The sequence below is a fragment of the Enterococcus sp. DIV0574 genome (assembly GCF_051711125.1).
GTDB lineage: Bacteria > Bacillota > Bacilli > Lactobacillales > Enterococcaceae > Enterococcus_D > Enterococcus_D gallinarum.
On record NZ_JBIOMA010000001.1, the window covers coordinates 3,169,893 to 3,189,355 of the forward strand.

At 39.9% G+C, this 19,463-nt stretch carries 18 protein-coding genes and 2 pseudogenes; 6 read left to right on the forward strand and 14 right to left on the reverse strand.

What is annotated here, in order from left to right; translation table 11 throughout:
* Positions 1 to 30 precede the first annotated feature (30 nt).
* Positions 31 to 894 (reverse strand): helix-turn-helix domain-containing protein, encoded by an 864-nt coding sequence (locus IGJ45_RS15105; RefSeq protein WP_010729376.1) that lies wholly within the window; start codon positions 892 to 894, stop codon positions 31 to 33.
* A 177-nt stretch (positions 895 to 1,071) separates the two neighbouring features.
* Between IGJ45_RS15105 and IGJ45_RS15110 the strand changes: the two genes are divergently transcribed.
* The 4 genes from IGJ45_RS15110 to IGJ45_RS15125 all read left to right on the forward strand — a co-directional run bounded on the left by IGJ45_RS15110 (position 1,072) and on the right by IGJ45_RS15125 (position 3,921).
* On the forward strand, positions 1,072 to 1,422 hold the full coding sequence (locus IGJ45_RS15110; RefSeq protein ID WP_010729377.1) for a hypothetical protein: 351 nt from the start codon (positions 1,072 to 1,074) through the stop codon (positions 1,420 to 1,422).
* Between the two features lie 204 nt (positions 1,423 to 1,626).
* Positions 1,627 to 2,475: a rolling circle replication-associated protein gene (locus IGJ45_RS15115; protein ID WP_010729378.1), complete on the forward strand. Its 849-nt coding sequence runs from the start codon at positions 1,627 to 1,629 to the stop codon at positions 2,473 to 2,475.
* Positions 2,476 to 2,521: 46 nt separating this feature from the next.
* Positions 2,522 to 2,716 (forward strand): DUF3173 domain-containing protein, encoded by a 195-nt coding sequence (locus IGJ45_RS15120; RefSeq protein ID WP_002351139.1) that lies wholly within the window; start codon positions 2,522 to 2,524, stop codon positions 2,714 to 2,716.
* A gap of 2 nt (positions 2,717 to 2,718) precedes the next feature.
* Positions 2,719 to 3,921 (forward strand): tyrosine-type recombinase/integrase, encoded by a 1,203-nt coding sequence (locus IGJ45_RS15125; protein WP_010729379.1) that lies wholly within the window; start codon positions 2,719 to 2,721, stop codon positions 3,919 to 3,921.
* Positions 3,922 to 4,268: 347 nt separating this feature from the next.
* On the opposite strand, the pseudogene IGJ45_RS15130 reads toward IGJ45_RS15125, so the two are convergent.
* From IGJ45_RS15130 to IGJ45_RS15140, 3 genes and pseudogenes are all read right to left on the reverse strand, one after another.
* Positions 4,269 to 5,060: pseudogene (locus tag IGJ45_RS15130) on the reverse strand (DUF2264 domain-containing protein); the annotation flags it as partial.
* A 448-nt stretch (positions 5,061 to 5,508) separates the two neighbouring features.
* Positions 5,509 to 6,711, reverse strand: a complete 1,203-nt coding sequence (locus IGJ45_RS15135; protein ID WP_021150649.1) for an acyltransferase family protein — start codon at positions 6,709 to 6,711, stop codon at positions 5,509 to 5,511.
* A 180-nt stretch (positions 6,712 to 6,891) separates the two neighbouring features.
* Entirely contained in the window at positions 6,892 to 7,374 is a 483-nt protein-coding gene (locus tag IGJ45_RS15140; RefSeq protein ID WP_003127927.1) for a hypothetical protein, read from the reverse strand.
* A 495-nt stretch (positions 7,375 to 7,869) separates the two neighbouring features.
* On the opposite strand from IGJ45_RS15140, the gene IGJ45_RS15145 reads away from it, so the two are divergent.
* Positions 7,870 to 8,520: an SDR family oxidoreductase gene (locus IGJ45_RS15145; protein WP_003127925.1), complete on the forward strand. Its 651-nt coding sequence runs from the start codon at positions 7,870 to 7,872 to the stop codon at positions 8,518 to 8,520.
* Between the two features lie 129 nt (positions 8,521 to 8,649).
* On the opposite strand, the pseudogene IGJ45_RS15150 reads toward IGJ45_RS15145, so the two are convergent.
* From IGJ45_RS15150 to alsS, 10 genes and pseudogenes are all read right to left on the reverse strand, one after another.
* Positions 8,650 to 9,488, reverse strand: a pseudogene (locus IGJ45_RS15150) (Cof-type HAD-IIB family hydrolase).
* 434 nt (positions 9,489 to 9,922) lie between these two features.
* Positions 9,923 to 10,228, reverse strand: coding sequence for a GNAT family N-acetyltransferase (locus tag IGJ45_RS15155; protein WP_231455760.1), 306 nt, complete (start codon positions 10,226 to 10,228; stop codon positions 9,923 to 9,925).
* Between the two features lie 333 nt (positions 10,229 to 10,561).
* The gene (locus tag IGJ45_RS15160) at positions 10,562 to 11,161 is read right to left on the reverse strand and encodes an alpha/beta hydrolase (RefSeq protein ID WP_041120036.1); all 600 of its coding nucleotides are present in this window, start codon (positions 11,159 to 11,161) and stop codon (positions 10,562 to 10,564) included.
* Entirely contained in the window at positions 11,158 to 11,802 is a 645-nt protein-coding gene (locus tag IGJ45_RS15165) for a flavin reductase family protein (protein WP_003127920.1), read from the reverse strand. Before IGJ45_RS15165 ends, IGJ45_RS15160 begins: the two co-directional genes overlap by 4 nt.
* A gap of 52 nt (positions 11,803 to 11,854) precedes the next feature.
* Positions 11,855 to 12,745, reverse strand: a complete 891-nt coding sequence (locus tag IGJ45_RS15170; protein WP_021150654.1) for a ring-cleaving dioxygenase — start codon at positions 12,743 to 12,745, stop codon at positions 11,855 to 11,857.
* Positions 12,746 to 12,758: 13 nt separating this feature from the next.
* Positions 12,759 to 13,727, reverse strand: coding sequence for a ring-cleaving dioxygenase (locus IGJ45_RS15175; RefSeq protein ID WP_096710872.1), 969 nt, complete (start codon positions 13,725 to 13,727; stop codon positions 12,759 to 12,761).
* A 10-nt stretch (positions 13,728 to 13,737) separates the two neighbouring features.
* On the reverse strand, positions 13,738 to 14,166 hold the full coding sequence (locus IGJ45_RS15180; protein ID WP_005469975.1) for a MarR family winged helix-turn-helix transcriptional regulator: 429 nt from the start codon (positions 14,164 to 14,166) through the stop codon (positions 13,738 to 13,740).
* 255 nt (positions 14,167 to 14,421) lie between these two features.
* Positions 14,422 to 15,147: a glucosamine-6-phosphate deaminase gene (locus IGJ45_RS15185; RefSeq protein WP_003127916.1), complete on the reverse strand. Its 726-nt coding sequence runs from the start codon at positions 15,145 to 15,147 to the stop codon at positions 14,422 to 14,424.
* Between the two features lie 395 nt (positions 15,148 to 15,542).
* Complete coding sequence (gene budA, locus IGJ45_RS15190) at positions 15,543 to 16,259, reverse strand: acetolactate decarboxylase (protein WP_041120038.1); 717 nt, start codon at positions 16,257 to 16,259, stop codon at positions 15,543 to 15,545.
* A gap of 34 nt (positions 16,260 to 16,293) precedes the next feature.
* Complete coding sequence (gene alsS, locus IGJ45_RS15195; protein WP_005469970.1) at positions 16,294 to 17,946, reverse strand: acetolactate synthase AlsS; 1,653 nt, start codon at positions 17,944 to 17,946, stop codon at positions 16,294 to 16,296.
* A gap of 276 nt (positions 17,947 to 18,222) precedes the next feature.
* Here alsS and IGJ45_RS15200 point away from each other — a divergent pair, with 276 nt between their 5' ends.
* Complete coding sequence (locus IGJ45_RS15200; protein ID WP_005469968.1) at positions 18,223 to 19,368, forward strand: hypothetical protein; 1,146 nt, start codon at positions 18,223 to 18,225, stop codon at positions 19,366 to 19,368.
* The last annotated feature ends 95 nt before the right edge of the window (positions 19,369 to 19,463 follow it).

Sequence of the window (19,463 nt, forward strand, 5' to 3'; positions counted from 1 at the left end):
CAACTTGTAATCTAAGCCACTTTTCTTATTTTACTTCTCAAACCAATCATAAAATTCATCTGGTGTTTTCTCCCGATAGAGTTTGATTAACGCTGGTCGCATCGATTGAAATATTTCGACTAATTCTTCCCCACCAAATCGAGTGGAAAAATGCTTATCAGTAAATATCATTGATAAAGAAGAAAGAAACAGCTCCGTATCTTCATCTGTACCAAGAATATTGATCAACTTTCCAATCAAATAGGAATCATTAAATGTCAGGTCTTGTTTCACATCAAAGGTTTTTATTGATTCTTTCACCATTTTCGCAATGCGATCTTTCTCTCCATACTTGATCTCACCACTCATCTCGATATAGTCAATGATCCCAGATGAAAGAATCGTGACAGCTTCTTCTTTTGCTTTTGATGATAGTTTGTTTAGCGTTTTGGATTCTTCAAGTACCTCTTTCGTAATCTGTACGACATAGTCCTTCATGATTTCACTCGAATATTCTACAAAACATTCTTGGATAAATTCCTCCAAAGGATAGCCTAGCTCATTCTCCCAAGCAGGATTTTTGAACTCGCCCGTATAAAATTCTTGCTTTATTTTCTCAATGATTTCAGGATAATCGTCCACTATTTTTTTCTGACCAATGAGAAACAAATACTCTCGGATATATTCTTCCACATGCCCAAAATAAAACCAGCCGACAGGTTTTCCGCTGATACTAGATAATTGGTTGATCACACTCTTAGGAGCCAACGCATAGCCTTGAACGTAGGAACTGATCGTCGGCTTTTTTAAACCTAATCGATTCCCTAATTCTGTAAAAGAGAGAGACATTCCGTCTTTTATTTCTTTGATTCGTTGGCCCACCTTCACTTTATTAGGTTGTACTAAACCAAACATATTCAAATTCCTCCTTATCATTTTTTTCATTATAACACTCGTATAAAAAATCGTATATATTTTTTTAGAAAATCTCTTGACTACGTATAAGTTCTCGTATATAATACAAGTCGTAGATGGCCATCTATATTTTTTAATCAAATCGTATAAACTTTCGTATAAAAAAGGAGAATTGTGATGCCAATAAAAATTACCGATCTCAGTTTACCAAAAGAAACACTCGAAAAAGAATACCAAGTCGTCAATGTCACTCGCTGGCAAAAGGAGGGCGAAATTCTAGGTTGGAGCTACGAATGTATCCTACCAAAACTTCGCTACGAAAAAATCAGTGTCAAAGTCAAATCTGAACATCCTGTGATCACGCCGGAAGAACTTACCCAACAAGGTTTAGCCATAATTACATTTACCAATTTGGTGATTGTACCTTGGGGACGCTCGAATGGACAATTTGTCAGTTATGGGTTATCGGCAACCGCTGATACGGCAACTTTGATTCCCAGAAAACAAGGTACCACTACACAAAACTAACTATACTATGGAGTGTTGGGTGGTTAGGACGAAACGGCGGGGCAGCGCCCACAGAGCCGTTTCTGTCCGTTAAGACCGCCCAACACCCCATAGGCTAGAAGGGCTGCTACGCAGGCCTTCCCCCTTAACTTGATTTATAGATCAACATCAGGAGAAAATGACTGGTTCTTTGACAATCGAATACGCAACAAGGAGTGATGATTTTTGCAAGCTTATAATCAGAAAATCATTGAAACTCCCACGTATATTGAAATTTATGATTATGAAGCAATCATTACTCCCAAACGTAAAACGATCGAAAACGAAGTAAATCTGGAACGAAAACAAAAATTAGCTTGGATTTATGAAAATGATATTACTCTTGAAAAAAGAAAAAACTATGATGAATTATCCGCTCAAGGACAATATGACAGTTTAAAACGCAAACAGAAACATTATCAAAGTATGCGATTTGAGATTGCCCGCCTTGTAGACACGAATTTTGACAATCAAACGAAATTTTTAACTCTCACTTTCAAAGAAAACATTCAAGACATTGAGTATGCAAATAATGAATTTAAAAAATTTATCAAACGACTGAATTATGACCTCTATAAAACTAAAAAAGCAAATTTAAAGTATCTCGCCACGTGGGAAAAGCAGCAACGCGGTGCAATCCACTACCATATTATCTTGTTTGATTTCCCCTTTATCTCATTTAACCGGTTAACTACGATTTGGGGTCAGGGTTTCGTTAAGATCAACAAGATCGATGTAGACAGTATCGAAAATCGCGGGCGCTATATCAGCAAATATTTCGATAAAGAGCTGGAATTGAAAGAGCATAAGAAAAAAGCTTTTTTCAAGTCCCGGAATCTCAAACTACCAACTGTCACCAAAAAGATGGTAAAGAAACCCTATGATTCCACGAATCAAGATATACTATATACAAGCGAATATATAGTTAGACGTCCATTTTTTTACAATGCTTTAGCTTTAAATGAGTTGGGAAGTCCTGAACAAGTGATGGATTTTCAAGAAAGTACCGTTCATTATACAAAAATAAAGAAATAACACTATTACCCAATGATAGTGTTTTCTTTGAAAGTGAGTTTATACAATGAAAAATACAATTTGTCGAAAAGATTTAGAGGCTCTAGGATTTAAAACACATCAAGCTACCACAATAATCCGACAAGCAAAAACAAGAATGGTAAATCAGGGATATCCATATTATAATAATAAAAGAGTTGGGGTAGTACCCCGACAAGTAATTGAAGAAATTATAGGTGTTCCTCTTTCACAGGAGGAATAACTATGAAAACAAAATACCCTTGTGTGTATCAAGATAAAAATGGTCGCTTTTCTTATCTAGTTGAGTTAGGAACAGATCAAGTGACTGGAAAGAGGATCCAGAAGAAAGGAACAAAAGATTCTCTAGGAAAACGATTCTCATCAGCTCGTGAAGCACACAAAGAAGTCATGCGTATAAAAAATGAATACATGGTTGTAAATGGATTTGCGAATTATGATTTAACTTACAAAGAATTTATGGAGCAGTCTTACGTTCCACACTACAAAGCTAGCGTACAAAAAAGTACTTGGAGTTCTCGTGAGTGTGGATTGATTCAGATTACTGAATTTTTCGGTGATAAGAAGCTTCGTGAAATCAATGTGCGAGATTGTGAAAATTATCGAATTTGGTTATTGAACGATAGCGGATACTCACAAGCATACAGTTCACTTATGTACGGTATGTTTCGTAAATCATTAGACTATGCGGTCACCCTGCAATTTCTGAATGAGAATATTTCCAAAAGAACAAAAGCAATTCCAAAAGGAAAATCAATCGTTCCTTACTGGACAAAAGAAGAATTTGAAGAAGTTTTGGCAAAAATTTATAAAGATGATTTCTACGAACATATGTGTTTTTTAATGATCTGGCTATATTACATGACTGGTGTTCGTGTAAGCGAAGGATTAGCACTTAATTGGAATGACGTGGACTTCAAACGTAAAAAGTTGAGGGTTCATCACACCTTGGAAATGACAAATCAAAAAGATTTTATTCGGAAACCTTACACAAAAACTGAAAGCGGCTTGCGGATCATTTCTCTGGACGATGATACAATTGAAGTGCTAAAAAAGTGGAAAGTTATTCAAAAAAATCATGGTGTAGAACAATTTATTCTTAGCTACACTGACCTCCCACTCTATCGTTCAACTGTTCAACGAATTATTCAGCGTTATGCCAAACTAGCTAAGGTACCCCTAATACAAGGAAAAGGATTACGTCATTCTCATGTTAGCTACCTAATCAATGAGTTTAACGCAGACATTCTGGTCGTGTCGCAACGGTTAGGCCATTCTAGCCCTGAAATCACTTTAAAGCACTACGCTCATCTATGGAGCCGTAATGATGAAGGAATTGCAGAACAAATGACAGGAAACATTAAATTTACCTGTGCAACAAAATCTAAAGTTGCAAACTTTAATGGAAATCAAGCAGTAAAAATCTAACCCTACCATTTCCCTACCAAAATGAGGAATAGGCTGAAAAAGCACTGATATAATAGCTTCTTTACGAGGCTACTCATATTGAGTGGGAATAATAAAAGAAACCGTGAATCCTTTGATACTAAAGGGATTCACGGTTCTTTTTTGCTTTTGAAGTTCTTTTACTGAAGAAAAGATACTATAGAGAAACAGTTATCATATCATCGTCTGAGATTAGTCGTATTACTTTACATGTTCAACTTCTGCTTTTTAAATAAAAATTAATTTTGTATACTATTCTTAATAAAATGAAAGAAAATCAAAAGAGCTAATATGTTTTTTAGCAATTTTCAGAAGAAAGGAGGGTTCTTTTGAGCAAAACGATAAATCTGACTCCGCCCATAAGGCAAAGCTTCACCATCTTCATCAAAGTAGTAAATAAAATCTTGCGCAAATAAAGTAGCCCGCTCAATAAATCGCTCTGACCATTCTGGATCTTCTTCTTTCATAAAAGTAGCATAGATCAAACCGTAATAATGAAAGGCAAAAGCAACATAATAATCGCGTTGCGTTACTTTTCCATCTACGTACCATCCATCACCAATATACATCGAATCGATCAACGCTAATTCTTGTGTAAGTTCGTTTTTTGCCAATGGATCCCCACACTGATACAATGCCACCCGGATCAACACTTTAAAGAATGTCCAATTGTTTTTGGGAATCTTACAGGTTAATGCGTGTGACAACCACTTTTTCAGTGCTTGTTGATTCCTTTCAGGCAATTGCTCCCAAACATATTCTTTATGTAGTAAAAGTGTTAATGCCAATGCCGCTGCTTCAACAATATATTGGTCATAGTCCGTGATCTCTCCCCAATAATTTTCGCTGCCAGGGTCGGTTCCTGTCATTAATTTAGCAACATAGGCATCTCGCAACGGATCATCTTGGCATGCTGTCCAATAAGGTGCGATCCCCCATAGCGGACGTACAAGCGCTTCCATCTCTGCACGCTTCTGATCATATACAGCACCGCTGCTACCTAAATTCAATCCTGGACGATCAGTGGACAAAATAGCTGCCCGCAACGGTTGCATGATTTGTTCAAGTGCCGCTTGGTAATCCTGACGAGTCAAAAAAGGATTCTCTTGTAACGACGTCATTGTCAGCCCTCCTCTATCGATTTACAAAATAGAATAGCAAGCAAACCGGGCTTTTTCAACCGTTCTCATTCTATGAAGCAGTGATAAAAATGAGAGATTTTTCTCTCGTATTTCTCACTTAACCTATTAACAAAAGAATGACCCGTGATTCTATCTCAAAAGAGGAGTCGCAGTCCGAAAAAGTTAACCTGTCAAATATGAAAAGTCTATGATAGATTCCCAGATTTCTCGAATTTTTTTTCATAATTTTTTTCTAAAAAAAAGACCGACACATGTTTTGGCGCTTGAATAAAAAGTTGGCTTTCAAAAAGCTGCAGACAACTTACTCTCGGGCGTGAGACTAAGTAATACCCCATCAAGCTGTATCTGCTAAATAGCTCATAAAGTTTCTCCTGTCGGCTCTTTCTCTCAATAAGGAATGATCCGAGGAGCAGACAAGACAACACCCTTAGTTCTTGACTGCAGGAAGAACCATTCGCCAATTCATAAAAAAGAAGAGTGAAAAGAAACTAGAAATGACCCATATACAGGGAACGAATTCAAACTTAATCACAGCGCTGCTCACTTTGAACTGATACAAGGATCCAGCTAAAATAAGGGTTAGTCCGATACTGGCAAACAGAGTTTTTAACAACAAAGCAGGTCTTAACGGTTTGCTGCGAATGTGGATAATGACCTTAGCAAATACATGGGTTAGGAATAGAATGGTTAGGAAGCTCAATATTCCGGAAGAGAGCATGCTTAGCTTCAATGCTTTACCAGTCTCTTCCACCAGAACAATGCAAATAGGATGGATAAAATAATAATATTGTGACAGTTCTCGTAATTTTTTTAAGCAGGAGTTCTGCGTTGGATTTTTTGAGAGCAGCCAAAGAAATAAGAAAAAACTCAACGGCACAAGCATCAAGATAAAATTCATGTCCAATCTGTGAATGTGAGAAAGGAACAGACCTTCCAACACGAACAAACTTCCAAATAACAAAAGAAAACTAGAACTATGTTTTCCCATTCGGGATAGCTTTTCCTGATGATCATAGATGAAAAAGCCAATAAGCGTGAAAATCATGCCAAAGAACAGACCATTTCTAGTCGTAAATGTTAGCCTAATAACCAGATCAAAAAAATCTTTAAACCAACCAGATGGTAGAAGACCATAGTAGGTCTCCAAACTTCCAAATAAATAAAGAACTAGTGAAATGACAAACACTTTTTGATACGAAAAACGTTTCAACAAATTTACTATAAAAATGACCGAAAGGATAAATGCAGGGATGTACCATAAATGATAATAGGTGCCGATATGGACAAATCCAACAAACAAAGCCGCAGGAAGTAGTTCTATTGGCACTTCTTGATTTTGATGAATCCAGTCTAGCCCCATCGGAAGGAAAAGAATGCTCCATACGACGTAAGAGTTGATTAAATGCAGGAAATATTCTTTTAAATATTCCGGTCTCATCTGCATCCCCTTACGGATGAAAAATGAACTGCTAACAAAAAAGAAAGGCACCGCAATACGACAAATAATATTTTTGATAAAAAAATTGGTCTCCGCTTGAGGAATAAGGGTATCACAATGAATCATAATAACCATGATAGCCCCTGCATATTTCATTCTATCCAATGCTGGATAACTCACTCTTTTTCCCATCCTATCCTCCATAAACTGGTAGCCACTTATTTTTTCAGCCTAAATATATCACAGCAGAGAAAAAATATTGTCCACCATAAGTCTGAACTTCTACACTGGAAGATAAGCAAAGAAAAGACGTTAAAACACATTACATCCTTCAAAAAAAGAATGCAGCAGGTTTTAACGCCTTTCAACAGTTTACAGCCATTCTTGCTTTACAACAAAAAATGAGCCGCGAATCTCGCCAGCAAGTTTCGAACGCTGACGAGCGAATTTAAATTTCCCTTCTAGCTCAGCAGGAACCGGCATCCCTTCCGACAGTTTGATACCAACTGCACGTTTCGGAGGCTTTCCTTCACTGGTTCCATGTTTTTCATAGAGTAAATTAAGGACCATGCCACTCTCATAATAGAATTCAGGCCAAAAAAGATCGTCATCTTCGTAAAGTGCTACTTCAAGAATGGGTGATTCAAAAACTAGATCCCGTTCTTCTTTTAAGATCTGCTTGATCAGTGCCACCAAATCAGGCTTTTCAGCAGCTGGATAGGTGGTATACACATATTTGTATTTGTTCCAAAAGTAACGCGCTTCATTTGCCCGCAGACCGGCTAATTTTTCTGCAACAGGAGAGCTCTCTAATCCATCCGTCACTACATTTTTAAAATCCACTTCGTAAGCCATTTCTTTTCTCCTTACGTTTATTTGATCAATCACCAATACTAGCTAAATAATGATTATTTGATGGCTTGATTATAACACTAAAGAGGAATGACAGGTCACTAGCTAGCTTAAGGAAATGGTTTAGCCAGTACTAGTTGGTACAGGCAACTGGATAGTCAGTCATTATTGTTTTGGAGGACAAAGAACTAGTTGTCATTGTTTGTCGAATAGTAGGAGGGATGCTATGCTTAATCTAGAAAGATTTTTGATCAATCATCTATCGATATAAGTTTAGCTAAAAAAATTCCCTTCAATCTCTGAAGAGAAAACCAATAACAAAGGGCTATGACCTAAGTAAACATCCAACGAAATGATCTGAGTTGGAGGAGCGGTCGAATACTTTTCATAAAGCTGTGATCAGAATCTATGAGATCACAGAAGCCTGTCTCTTAGTATTCAGATCTTCCGTTTATTAAAATACTTACAGTCATCCCTTTTCTGAAAAGGAGAATCTCTATGAAAGTCTTATTTATTGGTGCATATGGCAAAGTCGGTCAGCATTTCGCCGAGCAACTGAAGAATCATCCACAGATCAAGGAAAAAGCCTTGATCCGAAATCCTGAACAAGTTCCTTTCTTTGAAGAGAAAGGGATCGAGACGGTACTACTGGATTTGGCTTCCAGCTCGATTGAAACGATCGCAGAAGCAGCAAACGAAGTTGACGCTATTGTTTTCAGTGCTGGTGCCGGCGGCAAAGGACTAGAAAAAACGATAGCAGTCGATCTAGATGGTGCCGTCAAAGCCATGGAAGCGGCAAAGAAAGCGGGCGTCAAACGTTTCGTCATGGTCAGCACTTTCAGAAATGATCGGGAAGAACTGTTGAAACAAAATAGTTTGCAGCCTTACACGATCGCCAAATATTATGCGGATGAATGGTTGAGAAGCCGCACCAACTTGGACTGGACCATCGTCCATCCCGGCGGTTTGACAGACGATCCGGGAACAGGCAACGTCAAAGCAGGCAAACGCAATGAGTTCGGCTCGATTCCGCGGGCAGATGTTGCTGCCACATTGATCGCTGTTTTGGAAAATGAAAACAGTATTGGCAAAGAATTTGAAGTCATCAGCGGAGAAACACCAATTGCTGAGGCCATTCACGAATTATAAAACCATCTGATGAAATAGTCCCCTTTCGTTAACAAGCAGTCCCTGCCACTATGTTGTCTCTCAAGCGACAACATAGTGGCAGGGACTTTTAGGGCGAAATGCAGGCTGTGCCTTCTCCAAACAGCATGCTTATCTTGTACCTTTAATCATTGCTAACGCTTGCGAAACACCATCTTCGTCATTTGAAACGGTCACATGATCTGCTAATTCTTTGATTGCTGGATGACCGTTTGCCATGGCAAAACTTATATCCGCGTTCTTAAACATTTCTAAGTCATTTAAACTATCTCCAATAGCGAATTTTGTTGGCTGGTCTAATTCATAAATGCGGCTAAGATGATCAAAAACAAAGCCCTTGGATACGGAGCGAGGAACGATTTCAAGATTGACGGCCGCTGATTCAGTAACAGAGACATTTGGTATATTTTCTATCTGCGGAAATAGCTCTTTTTTTATCTCACGATTAGGGACGAAAACAAACAGTTTATAAACATTAATATTTTTTTGATTGATGATTTCTTCAATCGCATCGTAAGCTGTCGACTGAATGGTATTTTCATAATCAAGTTCATAATTCAGTTCTTCTACAGGAAATTCTTGACCAATCGCATAGAAAATGTTTTTCATCTCTTCTTGATAGTTTTGCGATTCATAGCTGCCTTGATTGGTATATATTTTTGTTGGAAACGCTGAAACGATCTGGCTCACTTCTTTTACAGCTTGGGGATCAAATGGAAAATCAAAAATCAGCTTGTCTTGATCGTACCCAATGGCACCATTCAATCCGACCGCCGGGATCGCTAAATCAGCTTCTTTGAGGATCGCCTGAATATCTCCTACTTCTCGACCCGAACAAATAAAGGGAATCAATCACTGGAAAGCGACTTTAAAGAAGCGGCATTTTTATGACTGATCTTTTGCTCCGAGTTTAGTAGTGTTCCATCCAAATCAATTCCTATTAAATTCATGATATACGCTCCTATATTGTTTTTCTTTATTATACGTTTTAACTTAGGAGTTGACCAATACCTTTCGCACATAGGTTGTTATCTCTACAACAGCGAATTTATTCATATGCCTTGACTTCGCTCAAACAAATGTCCTAATAGTTAGAGCATTGCTCTAACTAGCCAGTTCAAAAAAAGAGGAGAATGAACTAAAACGATGGATATCATCAAGATATTGATTATGAAAGACTCTTGTAACCGATGACTTTAATCAGTATCCTGCTGGAAATCTATTTTTGCGCTATCTGCGATTTTTATCCAGATAGACCTCTTTAATAAGCAATATGATTTAGTGCCTTAATTACTTTTATTCAGGCCATTGTCAGCATCTGCTAATTCATATACCATCACGACTGTCGAACAACGCTCACCGACTTGATTCACCCAATGATCTTTCAAAAAACCGCTTTCCCATAGCCTTGCCTTTGCCTTGACAGTTCACCAATCTTTATATCAAACGTTGCTCCTTTAGCTTCGATAGGCTTGTAGGCAAATTCTCCAATGAGGTGGCCTTTTTCGTCTATAATCAATAAAAACTCACCAGAAACCTCCTCGTAGTAATGAAGCGATTGCTGTACTTCCTCAATGCTCACTGCTAACCCTTGAGGGAAACCGACCGCTGCCATCACCTTTCCGTCTTGCCACCATTTCTGGATCAGTGGGCTATCATCTATTGTTGCTTTTCTTAATGAAATTGCCAATTCTTTTCTCCTTTATTTTTATCAGTTGTCTCTCTCACGAGGGCACATCCAAGAAGAACCTCGTTCGATTATTTCAGATACTTTTGCAGAGCATTCTCACTTCTTCTATGACCTCAATAGAAAGTCTATTTAATAAATTGGTTTGCCTATTAATCAATAGTATGGCATAAAAATAAGCAGCAGTAAACGCTACCTGAATTTCTAAACTTTTTCTATAAAAAAACAGCAGCCACTGGATCTTGTCTGCCCCTTTGGTTGCTGTTTTTTTAAATTGTTGTCTTCAGTTGTGTTTTTTTACAGTATATATAGTGTTAAACCCTGTTTCACAACCAGTTAATCTGCCTTTTCTAACCACTTTCGTGATTTTTCAACCTCTTGATAGGTCAATTGATGACTTGGGGTCCAAACATATTCTATTTGTGCACCTCGAGACTCAAAAATCGCTTGCACATACTTGCTGTCTTCCACAGAAACGATAGGGTCCTTCAGACCAAAACTCATAAATACGTTTGTTTGTGCCAGTAGGTGATTGGGTAATTTCGATACTGGATACATTGGATGGTACAAAATCGCTTTTTGAAAAAGAGCACTGAATTCCAGCAATAGATTGAGCGCAATATTGGCTCCATTAGAGTAACCAACCAAGACAACTTGTTCGATTGAGAAACCTTTTTCTTTAGCGACTTCTTGAATGAATGCTGCCAGTTCTTGCCCCCGGAACATTAAATCTTCTTCATCATAGATGCCTTCTGCTAATCGTTTGAAATAGCGGGGCATGCCATTCTCTAAAACATTGCCTCGAATACCTAGCAATGATGCTTGGGGATCTAGGTCGTGACCTAGATCAAGCAAAGAGCGTTCATCGCCGCCGGTTCCATGTAACAAGACAAGTACGGGAGCAGCTGGTTTTCCTTGGTGAAAGATAAAGTTCATTTGTCCTCCTTCTCGTTTGGTCGTGCCAAATCGAAGATCTCGCCGATCTCAGCATACGAATTTCCCGCAAGTCGGCTAACTGCCGCCAATTTTTTGGGATTGATTTTTCCTTCTTCATAGACCTGTTCATTTATTTGATACCCAGTGATTTTAAGTAAGAGCAGATCCACTTTTATCTCTTCTTTGTTTTTTTCCTTGGTTTCTTCCTCGTTAATCGGTACATGTTGGTAAAGGGTGGTTTCAAAGCGAATTTTCGCCTCTTGCAATCCGGGTACGCCAACCGTTTGAGAAGGGACTGGCGTAAAATTTGCGACGGTCAATTCACTTTGTTCTGCAGGTAACAGTGCCGCTGCCTGATTGGCTGCTTCCACATTGCTGCGATCCAAGATATGGATCACTGCTTCCTTGGTCGTGAGTAAGTTACGAGCCGTATCTTTCATCGTGCCCTTTTTTCGCTGAACAGCGATCGAAACGATGGCGGGTTCTGAACTGACGATCGAAAAGAAACTGAAGGGGGCAATGTTTACGGTCCCTTCTGCCGATCGTGTCGTTACGATGGCAACCGGCCGCGGAATGATCGAGCCGATCAATAATTTATAATTTTCTCTTTGCGTCAGATTTTGGGGATCCAAATAAATCATGCAACACCGCTTTCTCTTTTTTGTGTATGATTGATGACTTCCTACTTGTAAATTAAACAGTCAATTTGGGTAAATGAGCTGTGATTTCTCCGCGGCGCTCTTCAAAGTGAGGGGGCAATTTGAGTGCTGTCCCCAGGGTTTCCAATGGTTCATCGATGAGAAATCCCGGAGATTCCGTTGCAATCTCAAAAAGGATCGTACCAGGCTCTTTAAAATAGACGGCTTTGAAGTAGTTACGATCTTTGATTTCTGTAACACCATACCCTTTTGTATAAAGGTCATCTTGCCAGTTGATTTGGCTTTCCTCATTCGGTACCGACCAGGCAATATGATGGACGGTACCGACACCCCAACGACCAGGTCTCAGTGGCTCTGTTGGTAGGAGAATCTCGTGTTTCACTGGTCCGGCAGTCACCAATCGTCGGTTTGATTCTGTCTCCGCTACAACTTGCAGCCCTAGATCATGGGTCAACGTCTTGAATGTTTCCTCTGGCTTAGCGGAAAGTAAGACCGCTCCATGGAACCCAAGAATCGCGTTTGTTTCCGCTGCTTCCCCTTCCACTAGCGCTAAAGACAGTTCATGAGGATCTTGAAGTTCCAATGTTGGTTGCCCAAATAGATGGCTCTCATGAACAGTGACTTGATGATGGGCCAATTGTTGTTTCCAATAGTCGCTGCTGCCTTTAGGAATGCGAAAGGTAATCGTGCCCACCTGTCCGCTACCGACACGACCAGGATGCGCGTTGGCCCATGGGAAAAAGGTAATGATCGTGCCATTTTCAATGGACAGATTGCTGTAGTAGAGATGATACGTATAAGGATCATCAAAGTTGACGGTTTGTTTGACTAAACGCAAGCCTAATACTTCGCGGTAGAAGTCTACATTTTCTTGCGGGTCACCGACGATTGCGGATATATGGTGGATTTGTTGAATGGGTTGCATCATTTTTACCTCCTTAGTTATGGCTGCGAGTGGTATCAAACGGCTTGATCGCTTTTTCGATCATTGCACGTTGGTCTTCCAAAAACGGAGCCAGTGATAATTTTTCGCCCAATGTTTCGTAAGGCTCGTCACCCATGAAGCCAGGTTCATCTGTCGCTAATTCAAAAAGAATATGTCCTACACGTACATACAGCGATTCAAAATAGTAGCGGTCCACATAGCCGGAATTCGCGAGACCCAAATTTTCAAAAACTTCTTGCCATACGGCTAAAGATTGGCGATCGGCTAAACGAAAGGCGACGTGATGCACTTCCCCGTCTCCTTGTTGTGCTTGTGGGCTTGTGGTATCTTCGACTAAGACGATTTCTGCCCCATTGCCCCCCTCGCCAACTTCTAATAGCGTGCGATTTCCTTCTTGATCGATGGCTTTGAATCCAAAGACATTTTCCAGTAATCCCTTGAAATCGGCAAAATAAGAAACGGAGATTTCGACTGGGCCTAAACCATAAATAGCGAATTCTTCTGGAACTGGCCCTTGTTTCCATGGAATACCTGCTTTGACGCCTTGATTGTGTTCATCAGAAATCAATTGGTAAGATTGCTGATCAAAATCCCAGAAGCGCAACACTTTTTTGCCAAATTCTGTTGTGATCGCTTCATGTTTCACATCAAATGTCTCAAAACGCTTTTTATAATAGTCTAATGCAGCATCGGATGGTACGCGAAAGCCTGTACGGGTAATTGAATTTGTTCCTTTACTGCCACGATCGGTATTGTGAAAATCAAAGAATGTCATCGTGGTTCCTGGGGAACCTAGATCATCCGCAAAATATGTGTGGTAGGTATAAATATCATCTTGATTGACGGTTTTCTTCACTAAACGCATCCCCAAAATCTCTGTAAAGAAGTGATAGTTTCTTTCGACATCACTGGTCATGGCTGTTACATGGTGTACCCCTAGTAATTGGTCTTGTTTTCTCATTTTTTCTTCCTCATTTCTCGTTATAAGTTATTTTTCGTAATAATGTTTTTAATGTTTGCAACTCGTCAATACTAAGCGAGGCAAAAATTGCCGCAATTTTTGTGGCATGAGTTGGAAAGATCTGATCCATCAATTCCGCCCCTTTATCTGTCAGACTGACATAGGTGATTCGCTGATCCGTTTGACTTGTTTCTCGACGAACGCAGCCTTTTTTTACGAGTTGATCGATGACGTACGTCGTGCTGCTGCTGGCAATCAAGATTTTTTCTTTGATGGCTTGGGTGGTGTGTGTACCTTTATGATAAAGCAGTTCCAGAACGGAAAACTCTGTCAGATTCAAGCCATAACAGCGGACATCTTGTTTAGCCACCTGCTCTAAGTGACTGCTGCTGCGTAATAAACCAATATAGACCTTCAATGCTTCCTCTTGATGATCCATTTCCTCACCTCGCTCGATTTATTTCGAATTCGAGATAATAATAACTTACTTTTTGTAAGTCGTAAAACAATATGCTTTCCTTCTGAAACAAGCTTTGTCAACGTACAACAAAAACCCCCTTACCATTAGAATCCTTTTAAGCAAAAAGGATCTAATGGTAAGAGGGGGATTGACTTCTATTTGTAGCAGGTGTTTATTGTCCAATCTACTAGGAACTACTTCATTAAGATATAGAGAAAAATCAAATTCCGCTGGTTAGTATGAAAGCAGCGAGGCAGCCTCTTTATCAACGATCAATGTCATATCTGGATGGGTCGTCAATAGCGTTGCCGGAACGTCCTCCATTACTGTTCCATCTACTAATTGTTTGACGATGCCTGCTTTTTTCTTGCCATTGGCGATCATTACCAATTTCTTCACCTGCATGATGCTTTTTGGTCCCATTGTTACATAGAAATCAGGTTGTTTTTCTTTGTCTCCACCAACCTCACTTAACAAAACGTCAGCCATCTCGGGTGTCGCATTCGCATTCACGCGACTCGTTAAATCTCCAAATTTTGTCGTGTTCGGTAAATTCCCACAGAAATGGCCATCTGATCCAACCCCCAGCAACACCATATCCAATCCACCATCGGCTTTGATTCGTTCATCTTGTGTTTCATAATTCGTCCAGTCCAAGACATGGATTCTTTCACGATCGATTTCCGCTGGTCCAAAAAACAGGTTGTGCAAGTTCGTCATCGTGACACCATAGCGGTCTTCTTCCCCTTTGAATGGAATCTCATCAAAGTTATAAAAGTGAACGTGCTCAAAATATTTTTTATTTTTTACTAGTGGTACCAGCATTTCATACACCCCTTTTGGTGTTGATCCAGCGGTGATTGAAATATTCTTTCGATGCTGGCTGTGCATTACGCCTAAAAGGTGCTGTACGGCTACTTGGCTCATCTCTTGATAATCTTCCGTGATGATAACTTTCATGTGTCTTCCCTCTTTCTCATTCGTTTCGTGGACAGCGGCCCTTAATGGAATTACCTTCTCAAAAAAAGCCCTTTCACTTTCTATTGTATAGGAAAAACAGGCCAAATTGTTCGACTTATCTGAAATTTATTTTTGCATTCTATGGCGCACATCTTTTTGATCCATCCGAGAACTACAATTCTTCCCCTTGGGCGAATGTACAGCTGCAGGAAATCTATTCAATACTAAAAAAGCATCTGATACAGAGTGAAGTCGGAAATCAGCAATGAAATCTGCACTTTTCTCCTATTTACTTCCTAACCTTCTAATCTGTATTTCAGATACTTTTTTTCAGAAAATAATCCATCAGTGAAGAATCAAATGCAACGCAAAATCTACCTAACTATAGTAAAAAATCATTCCGCTTCTTCGATATCCCGGGCAATTTTTTCCACGTCGATTTCCCGCTGCAAGAACTCAGCATTCTCAATGGGAAAATGTTGACGAAACTCGGCTACTTCCATTACTTCTGCTTCACCACTGATTAAGCTAAAATCCAGTACATGACCAGCAAACTGATGATCGTCACTAATAAAGTGCAGATGGAAGCCTGCTGCTGCAGCACCATGGAAAAGTTTCGGGGTAAAGAAGCCTACGATAGTTCCTGCTATTTCTGTCGCCGTAAATTCAGGTTGATTTTGAATGATTTCAACGAATTTTGGATAGGGCTTTTCTTGTTTAGGCGCTACCCGCACGTGCATCGTATCAAACATTCCATGAAGCTTGATGGCCGCAAACAAATTGGGACTGATGGTCGCTAATAGTCTTCCCTTGACTTCTTCATCTGTAGCTTCTGTGTCAAAAGCAAGTTCATCCGTGGCTTCAAAATCAACGACAGCTGCATACGGCGTCGTCTCGGTCCCTGTCAGCTGCTTCACCTGTCCTGTTTCGTCAACATGATAAATCACACCCTCCAAGAAAATAATCTCACCATTTGAACCAGCTAATGTACCGATTCCTGTATCACCATAGGCTAACATCTTGCCGATTTGTTCGGTACCATCCATCAAATCTTCCATCAACCCGCCTAAAGTTCCGTGTTGATATAAATAACTTTTGCTTTTCACGTTCATCATGAAGCTCCTTCTATAAGTAAAATAAATACTCTTAGTAAAATTGATCCGGCAAAATCGTCTTGCCTAATTCGGCATTATCGGAATAATCGACCGGGATATCAATGACGACTGGTCCATCAGTTGCAAACCCTTCTTCGATCGCGGCTGTCAATTCTTGTTTTGTTGTGGCACGTAATCCCTTTGCCCCAAAGGCTTCCGCGTATTTGACAAAGTCTACAGGACCAAATTGAACACCTGAAGCACGATCATATTTCATTTCTTCCTGAAATTTCACCATATTGTAGGTGCCATCATTCCAGATAAGATGAATGATGTTCTGTTTTAAGCGAACAGCCGTTTCTAATTCTTGTGAAGAGAATAAGAAACCACCATCACCAGATACGGAAATAATTTGCGTATTCGGCCGCACTAATGCTGCCGCAATTCCCCATGGCAATGCCACACCTAATGTCTGCATCCCATTACTAAACAATAGATGGCGAGGTTCATAACTGCGGAAATGACGCGCCATCCAAATGTAGTGACTGCCGACATCAACAGTCACGGTCATCTCATCCGTCACTTTTTGCTGCAATGTATCAATGATCTCCAATGGATGCAATGTTTGTTCTGTTCCACGGGCCTCTATTTGCTTTTCGGTTAATTTTTCTTGCAACGTAGCTAAATAGTTCTGTGCATCTGCTGATAACGTATATTGATCGATGGCTTGTGTCACTTGCTCAATGATTTTGGCAATGCTGCCTAACAGCTCTACTTCAGGCTGCATGTATGGATCGATTTCCATCGGTACTTCATCAATCACAATAATCCGTGCGTCTTTCTCTGCATTCCAATTGCGCGCTTCATATTCAATCGGATCATACCCCACAGCGATCACTAAATCACTTCGTTTTAGCAGCATGTCTCCTGGCTGATTACGGAACAAGCCCACACGGCCAAAGAAATGGTCTTCCAAAGCACGAGAAATGATTCCTGCTCCTTGAAAAGTTTCCACGACTGGTAATCCCGTTTTCGCTATCAAATGACGAATGGCTTCCGTCTCGCTTTCAGCAGAAGCCCGCATGCCTAGTAATAAAACCGGTAGTTTTGCTTCCTTGATGCGTTCAACGAGATCCTCGATATCCTCTGGATTCGCTTGTCCTAATTTTGGCGCTGATAATGGCTTGATGGCACTTCCTTCGACTTGGCCATCCGTTACATCTTGTGGTATCGACAGAAAACTGGCACCTTTTTTTGCGGTTTTAGCGATTCGAAATGCATTTGCGATATTTTCAGATAATGTTTCGGGATCTTGGATCTCCGTGCTGTATTTGGTTATTGGACTAAAGAGAGCAGCGTTATTCATACTTTGATGGGTCAGTTTCGATAAATCAGAACGTTTCACTTGCCCAGCCAATGCCAGAACTGGATCTCCTTCAGCTGTCGCTGTCACTAATCCCGTTGCTAAATTACTGGCACCTGGACCACTGGTAGCAATGACTACTCCTGGCTCTCCAGTCAAACGGCCAATGGCTTGTGCCATAAATGCAGCATTCTGTTCATGCCGGGCTAAGATCAATTGTGGTCCATGGTCTTCTAATGTATCGAAGACACCATCGATTTTTGCTCCTGGAATCCCAAAAATATAGGGGACGTGATGATTTTCTAAACTTTCAACAATAATTTCTGAACCTTTTTTACTCACTGTACTACCTCTTTTCAAAATCTGTATTAATCTCACGACTAATAATAGCACTTTTCTTTTATTTATCAAGAATAATACACTTTTTTAATCTGTATTAAAAAAATAGCAATTAAAAGGAACCGTTTTCTAGCGCTCCCTAAAAAGGATTCTATAAATAAGAACGATTCGTAAAAACAAATTGTTATTATCTAGTTTTATTTTCTTATTTTTTTCATGTTTTTAATATAAATCATGTTATAATAAAGACATCAAAAAGTGAAAGGAACTAGAAAAGTTATGGGTATGTGGATTAGTTTGGTCAGTTTCTTAGCAGTAATTGTAAGCGGTATTTTGTTGATTATCGCTGCCATCAAGAAGCGACCGAAAAAAAGATTGGGATTTATTTTATGCGGAAGCGTTATTCTATTTTTTGTTGGTGCAATTTTATCTCCGAGCAATTTGACACTATCTGTTATTTCACCTGAAATACAAACGGATGAAACAGGAAAAGCGACTATCGAAGGGGAAGCCACGGCCGATGCTGTCCTAACGATCAATGGAGAAACGGTCAAAAACAGCAAAGGTTCTTTTAGCTACACAGTTCACCTGAATGATGCCACTGAGCAACAAGTTGTGGTAAAAGCTGCCTTAAATGATCAGAAAAAAGAACAGGAAGTCTTGATCAAACCTTCCAAAGAATTTGTGGCTTATTTAGAAGCAGAAAAAGCGGAGAAAGAACTGATTAAACGGGTCGAAACTGCACTAGCGTTGGCAGAATCTAAACCAACACAAAAAAATTATGATGAAGCAGCAACATTGGTTCATTCTCTCAGCAAAACATATGACGATTATGATCAACGTTTGGCCGTCCTCCAAGATCATCTGCAGATCGCCAGCGCGTTAGAAAAAGCGGAACAAAGTCTAAGCAGAACAGACCTTGAGGCAGCTGCCAAGCTTGTTGCAGCAACAAGTTTGACGAAAACTGAATTTGAAGATCGACTGGCTTCTTTACAAACAAAAGTTGAAGAGAAAGAAACACAAGCGAAATTGCAAGCACAAGCGACCAAAGCTGTTGAAAAAGCCGAAGCAGAGCCGACTGAAGCAAACTTAGCTAGTGCAACTTCTGCGATTGCCAAGCTTCCCTCAGCAGATGATGGATTGACGCAGCGAGCTGAAGCTGTTCGCCAATCGATTCGTGAAGAACAAGAACGGCAGCTTGCTAAAGCCGAACAAGAACGGCAAGCAGCCGCCGCTGCGGAACAGCAGGCAAACCAAGCCAGCCAGTCAAATCAAACCACAAGCAATCAAGCAGAAGAATATGTCATGATCACCCGTACAGGGAAGAAGTATCACACCCATAAATGCGGCAATGGTACTTATTTCCCAGCTACGTTGTCCGAAGCTTTAAGCAAAGGATTGACCCCCTGCGAGAAGTGTTACTGATTTTTTTGAATATGGAACAGAATCTAGACAGCGTTCTTCCTTTCTAATCAAAGGAAAGAACGCTGTTTTTGGCGAACAAATATGCGGGTCATACC

Coding starts and splice junctions, on each gene's coding strand:
- budA (WP_041120038.1), bottom strand. CDS start 16,259: ATGAACGTGAAAAGCAAAAGTTATTTATATCAACACGGAACTTTAGGC.
- IGJ45_RS15185 (WP_003127916.1), bottom strand. CDS start 15,147: ATGAAAGTTATCATCACGGAAGATTATCAAGAGATGAGCCAAGTAGCC.
- IGJ45_RS15105 (WP_010729376.1), bottom strand. CDS start 894: ATGTTTGGTTTAGTACAACCTAATAAAGTGAAGGTGGGCCAACGAATC.
- IGJ45_RS15110 (WP_010729377.1), top strand. CDS start 1,072: ATGCCAATAAAAATTACCGATCTCAGTTTACCAAAAGAAACACTCGAA.
- IGJ45_RS15125 (WP_010729379.1), top strand. CDS start 2,719: ATGAAAACAAAATACCCTTGTGTGTATCAAGATAAAAATGGTCGCTTT.
- IGJ45_RS15145 (WP_003127925.1), top strand. CDS start 7,870: ATGAAAGTCTTATTTATTGGTGCATATGGCAAAGTCGGTCAGCATTTC.
- IGJ45_RS15175 (WP_096710872.1), bottom strand. CDS start 13,727: ATGAGAAAACAAGACCAATTACTAGGGGTACACCATGTAACAGCCATG.
- IGJ45_RS15135 (WP_021150649.1), bottom strand. CDS start 6,711: ATGGGAAAAAGAGTGAGTTATCCAGCATTGGATAGAATGAAATATGCA.
- IGJ45_RS15140 (WP_003127927.1), bottom strand. CDS start 7,374: ATGGCTTACGAAGTGGATTTTAAAAATGTAGTGACGGATGGATTAGAG.
- IGJ45_RS15160 (WP_041120036.1), bottom strand. CDS start 11,161: ATGAACTTTATCTTTCACCAAGGAAAACCAGCTGCTCCCGTACTTGTC.
- IGJ45_RS15165 (WP_003127920.1), bottom strand. CDS start 11,802: ATGATTTATTTGGATCCCCAAAATCTGACGCAAAGAGAAAATTATAAA.
- IGJ45_RS15170 (WP_021150654.1), bottom strand. CDS start 12,745: ATGCAACCCATTCAACAAATCCACCATATATCCGCAATCGTCGGTGAC.
- IGJ45_RS15120 (WP_002351139.1), top strand. CDS start 2,522: ATGAAAAATACAATTTGTCGAAAAGATTTAGAGGCTCTAGGATTTAAA.
- IGJ45_RS15180 (WP_005469975.1), bottom strand. CDS start 14,166: ATGGATCATCAAGAGGAAGCATTGAAGGTCTATATTGGTTTATTACGC.
- IGJ45_RS15200 (WP_005469968.1), top strand. CDS start 18,223: ATGGGTATGTGGATTAGTTTGGTCAGTTTCTTAGCAGTAATTGTAAGC.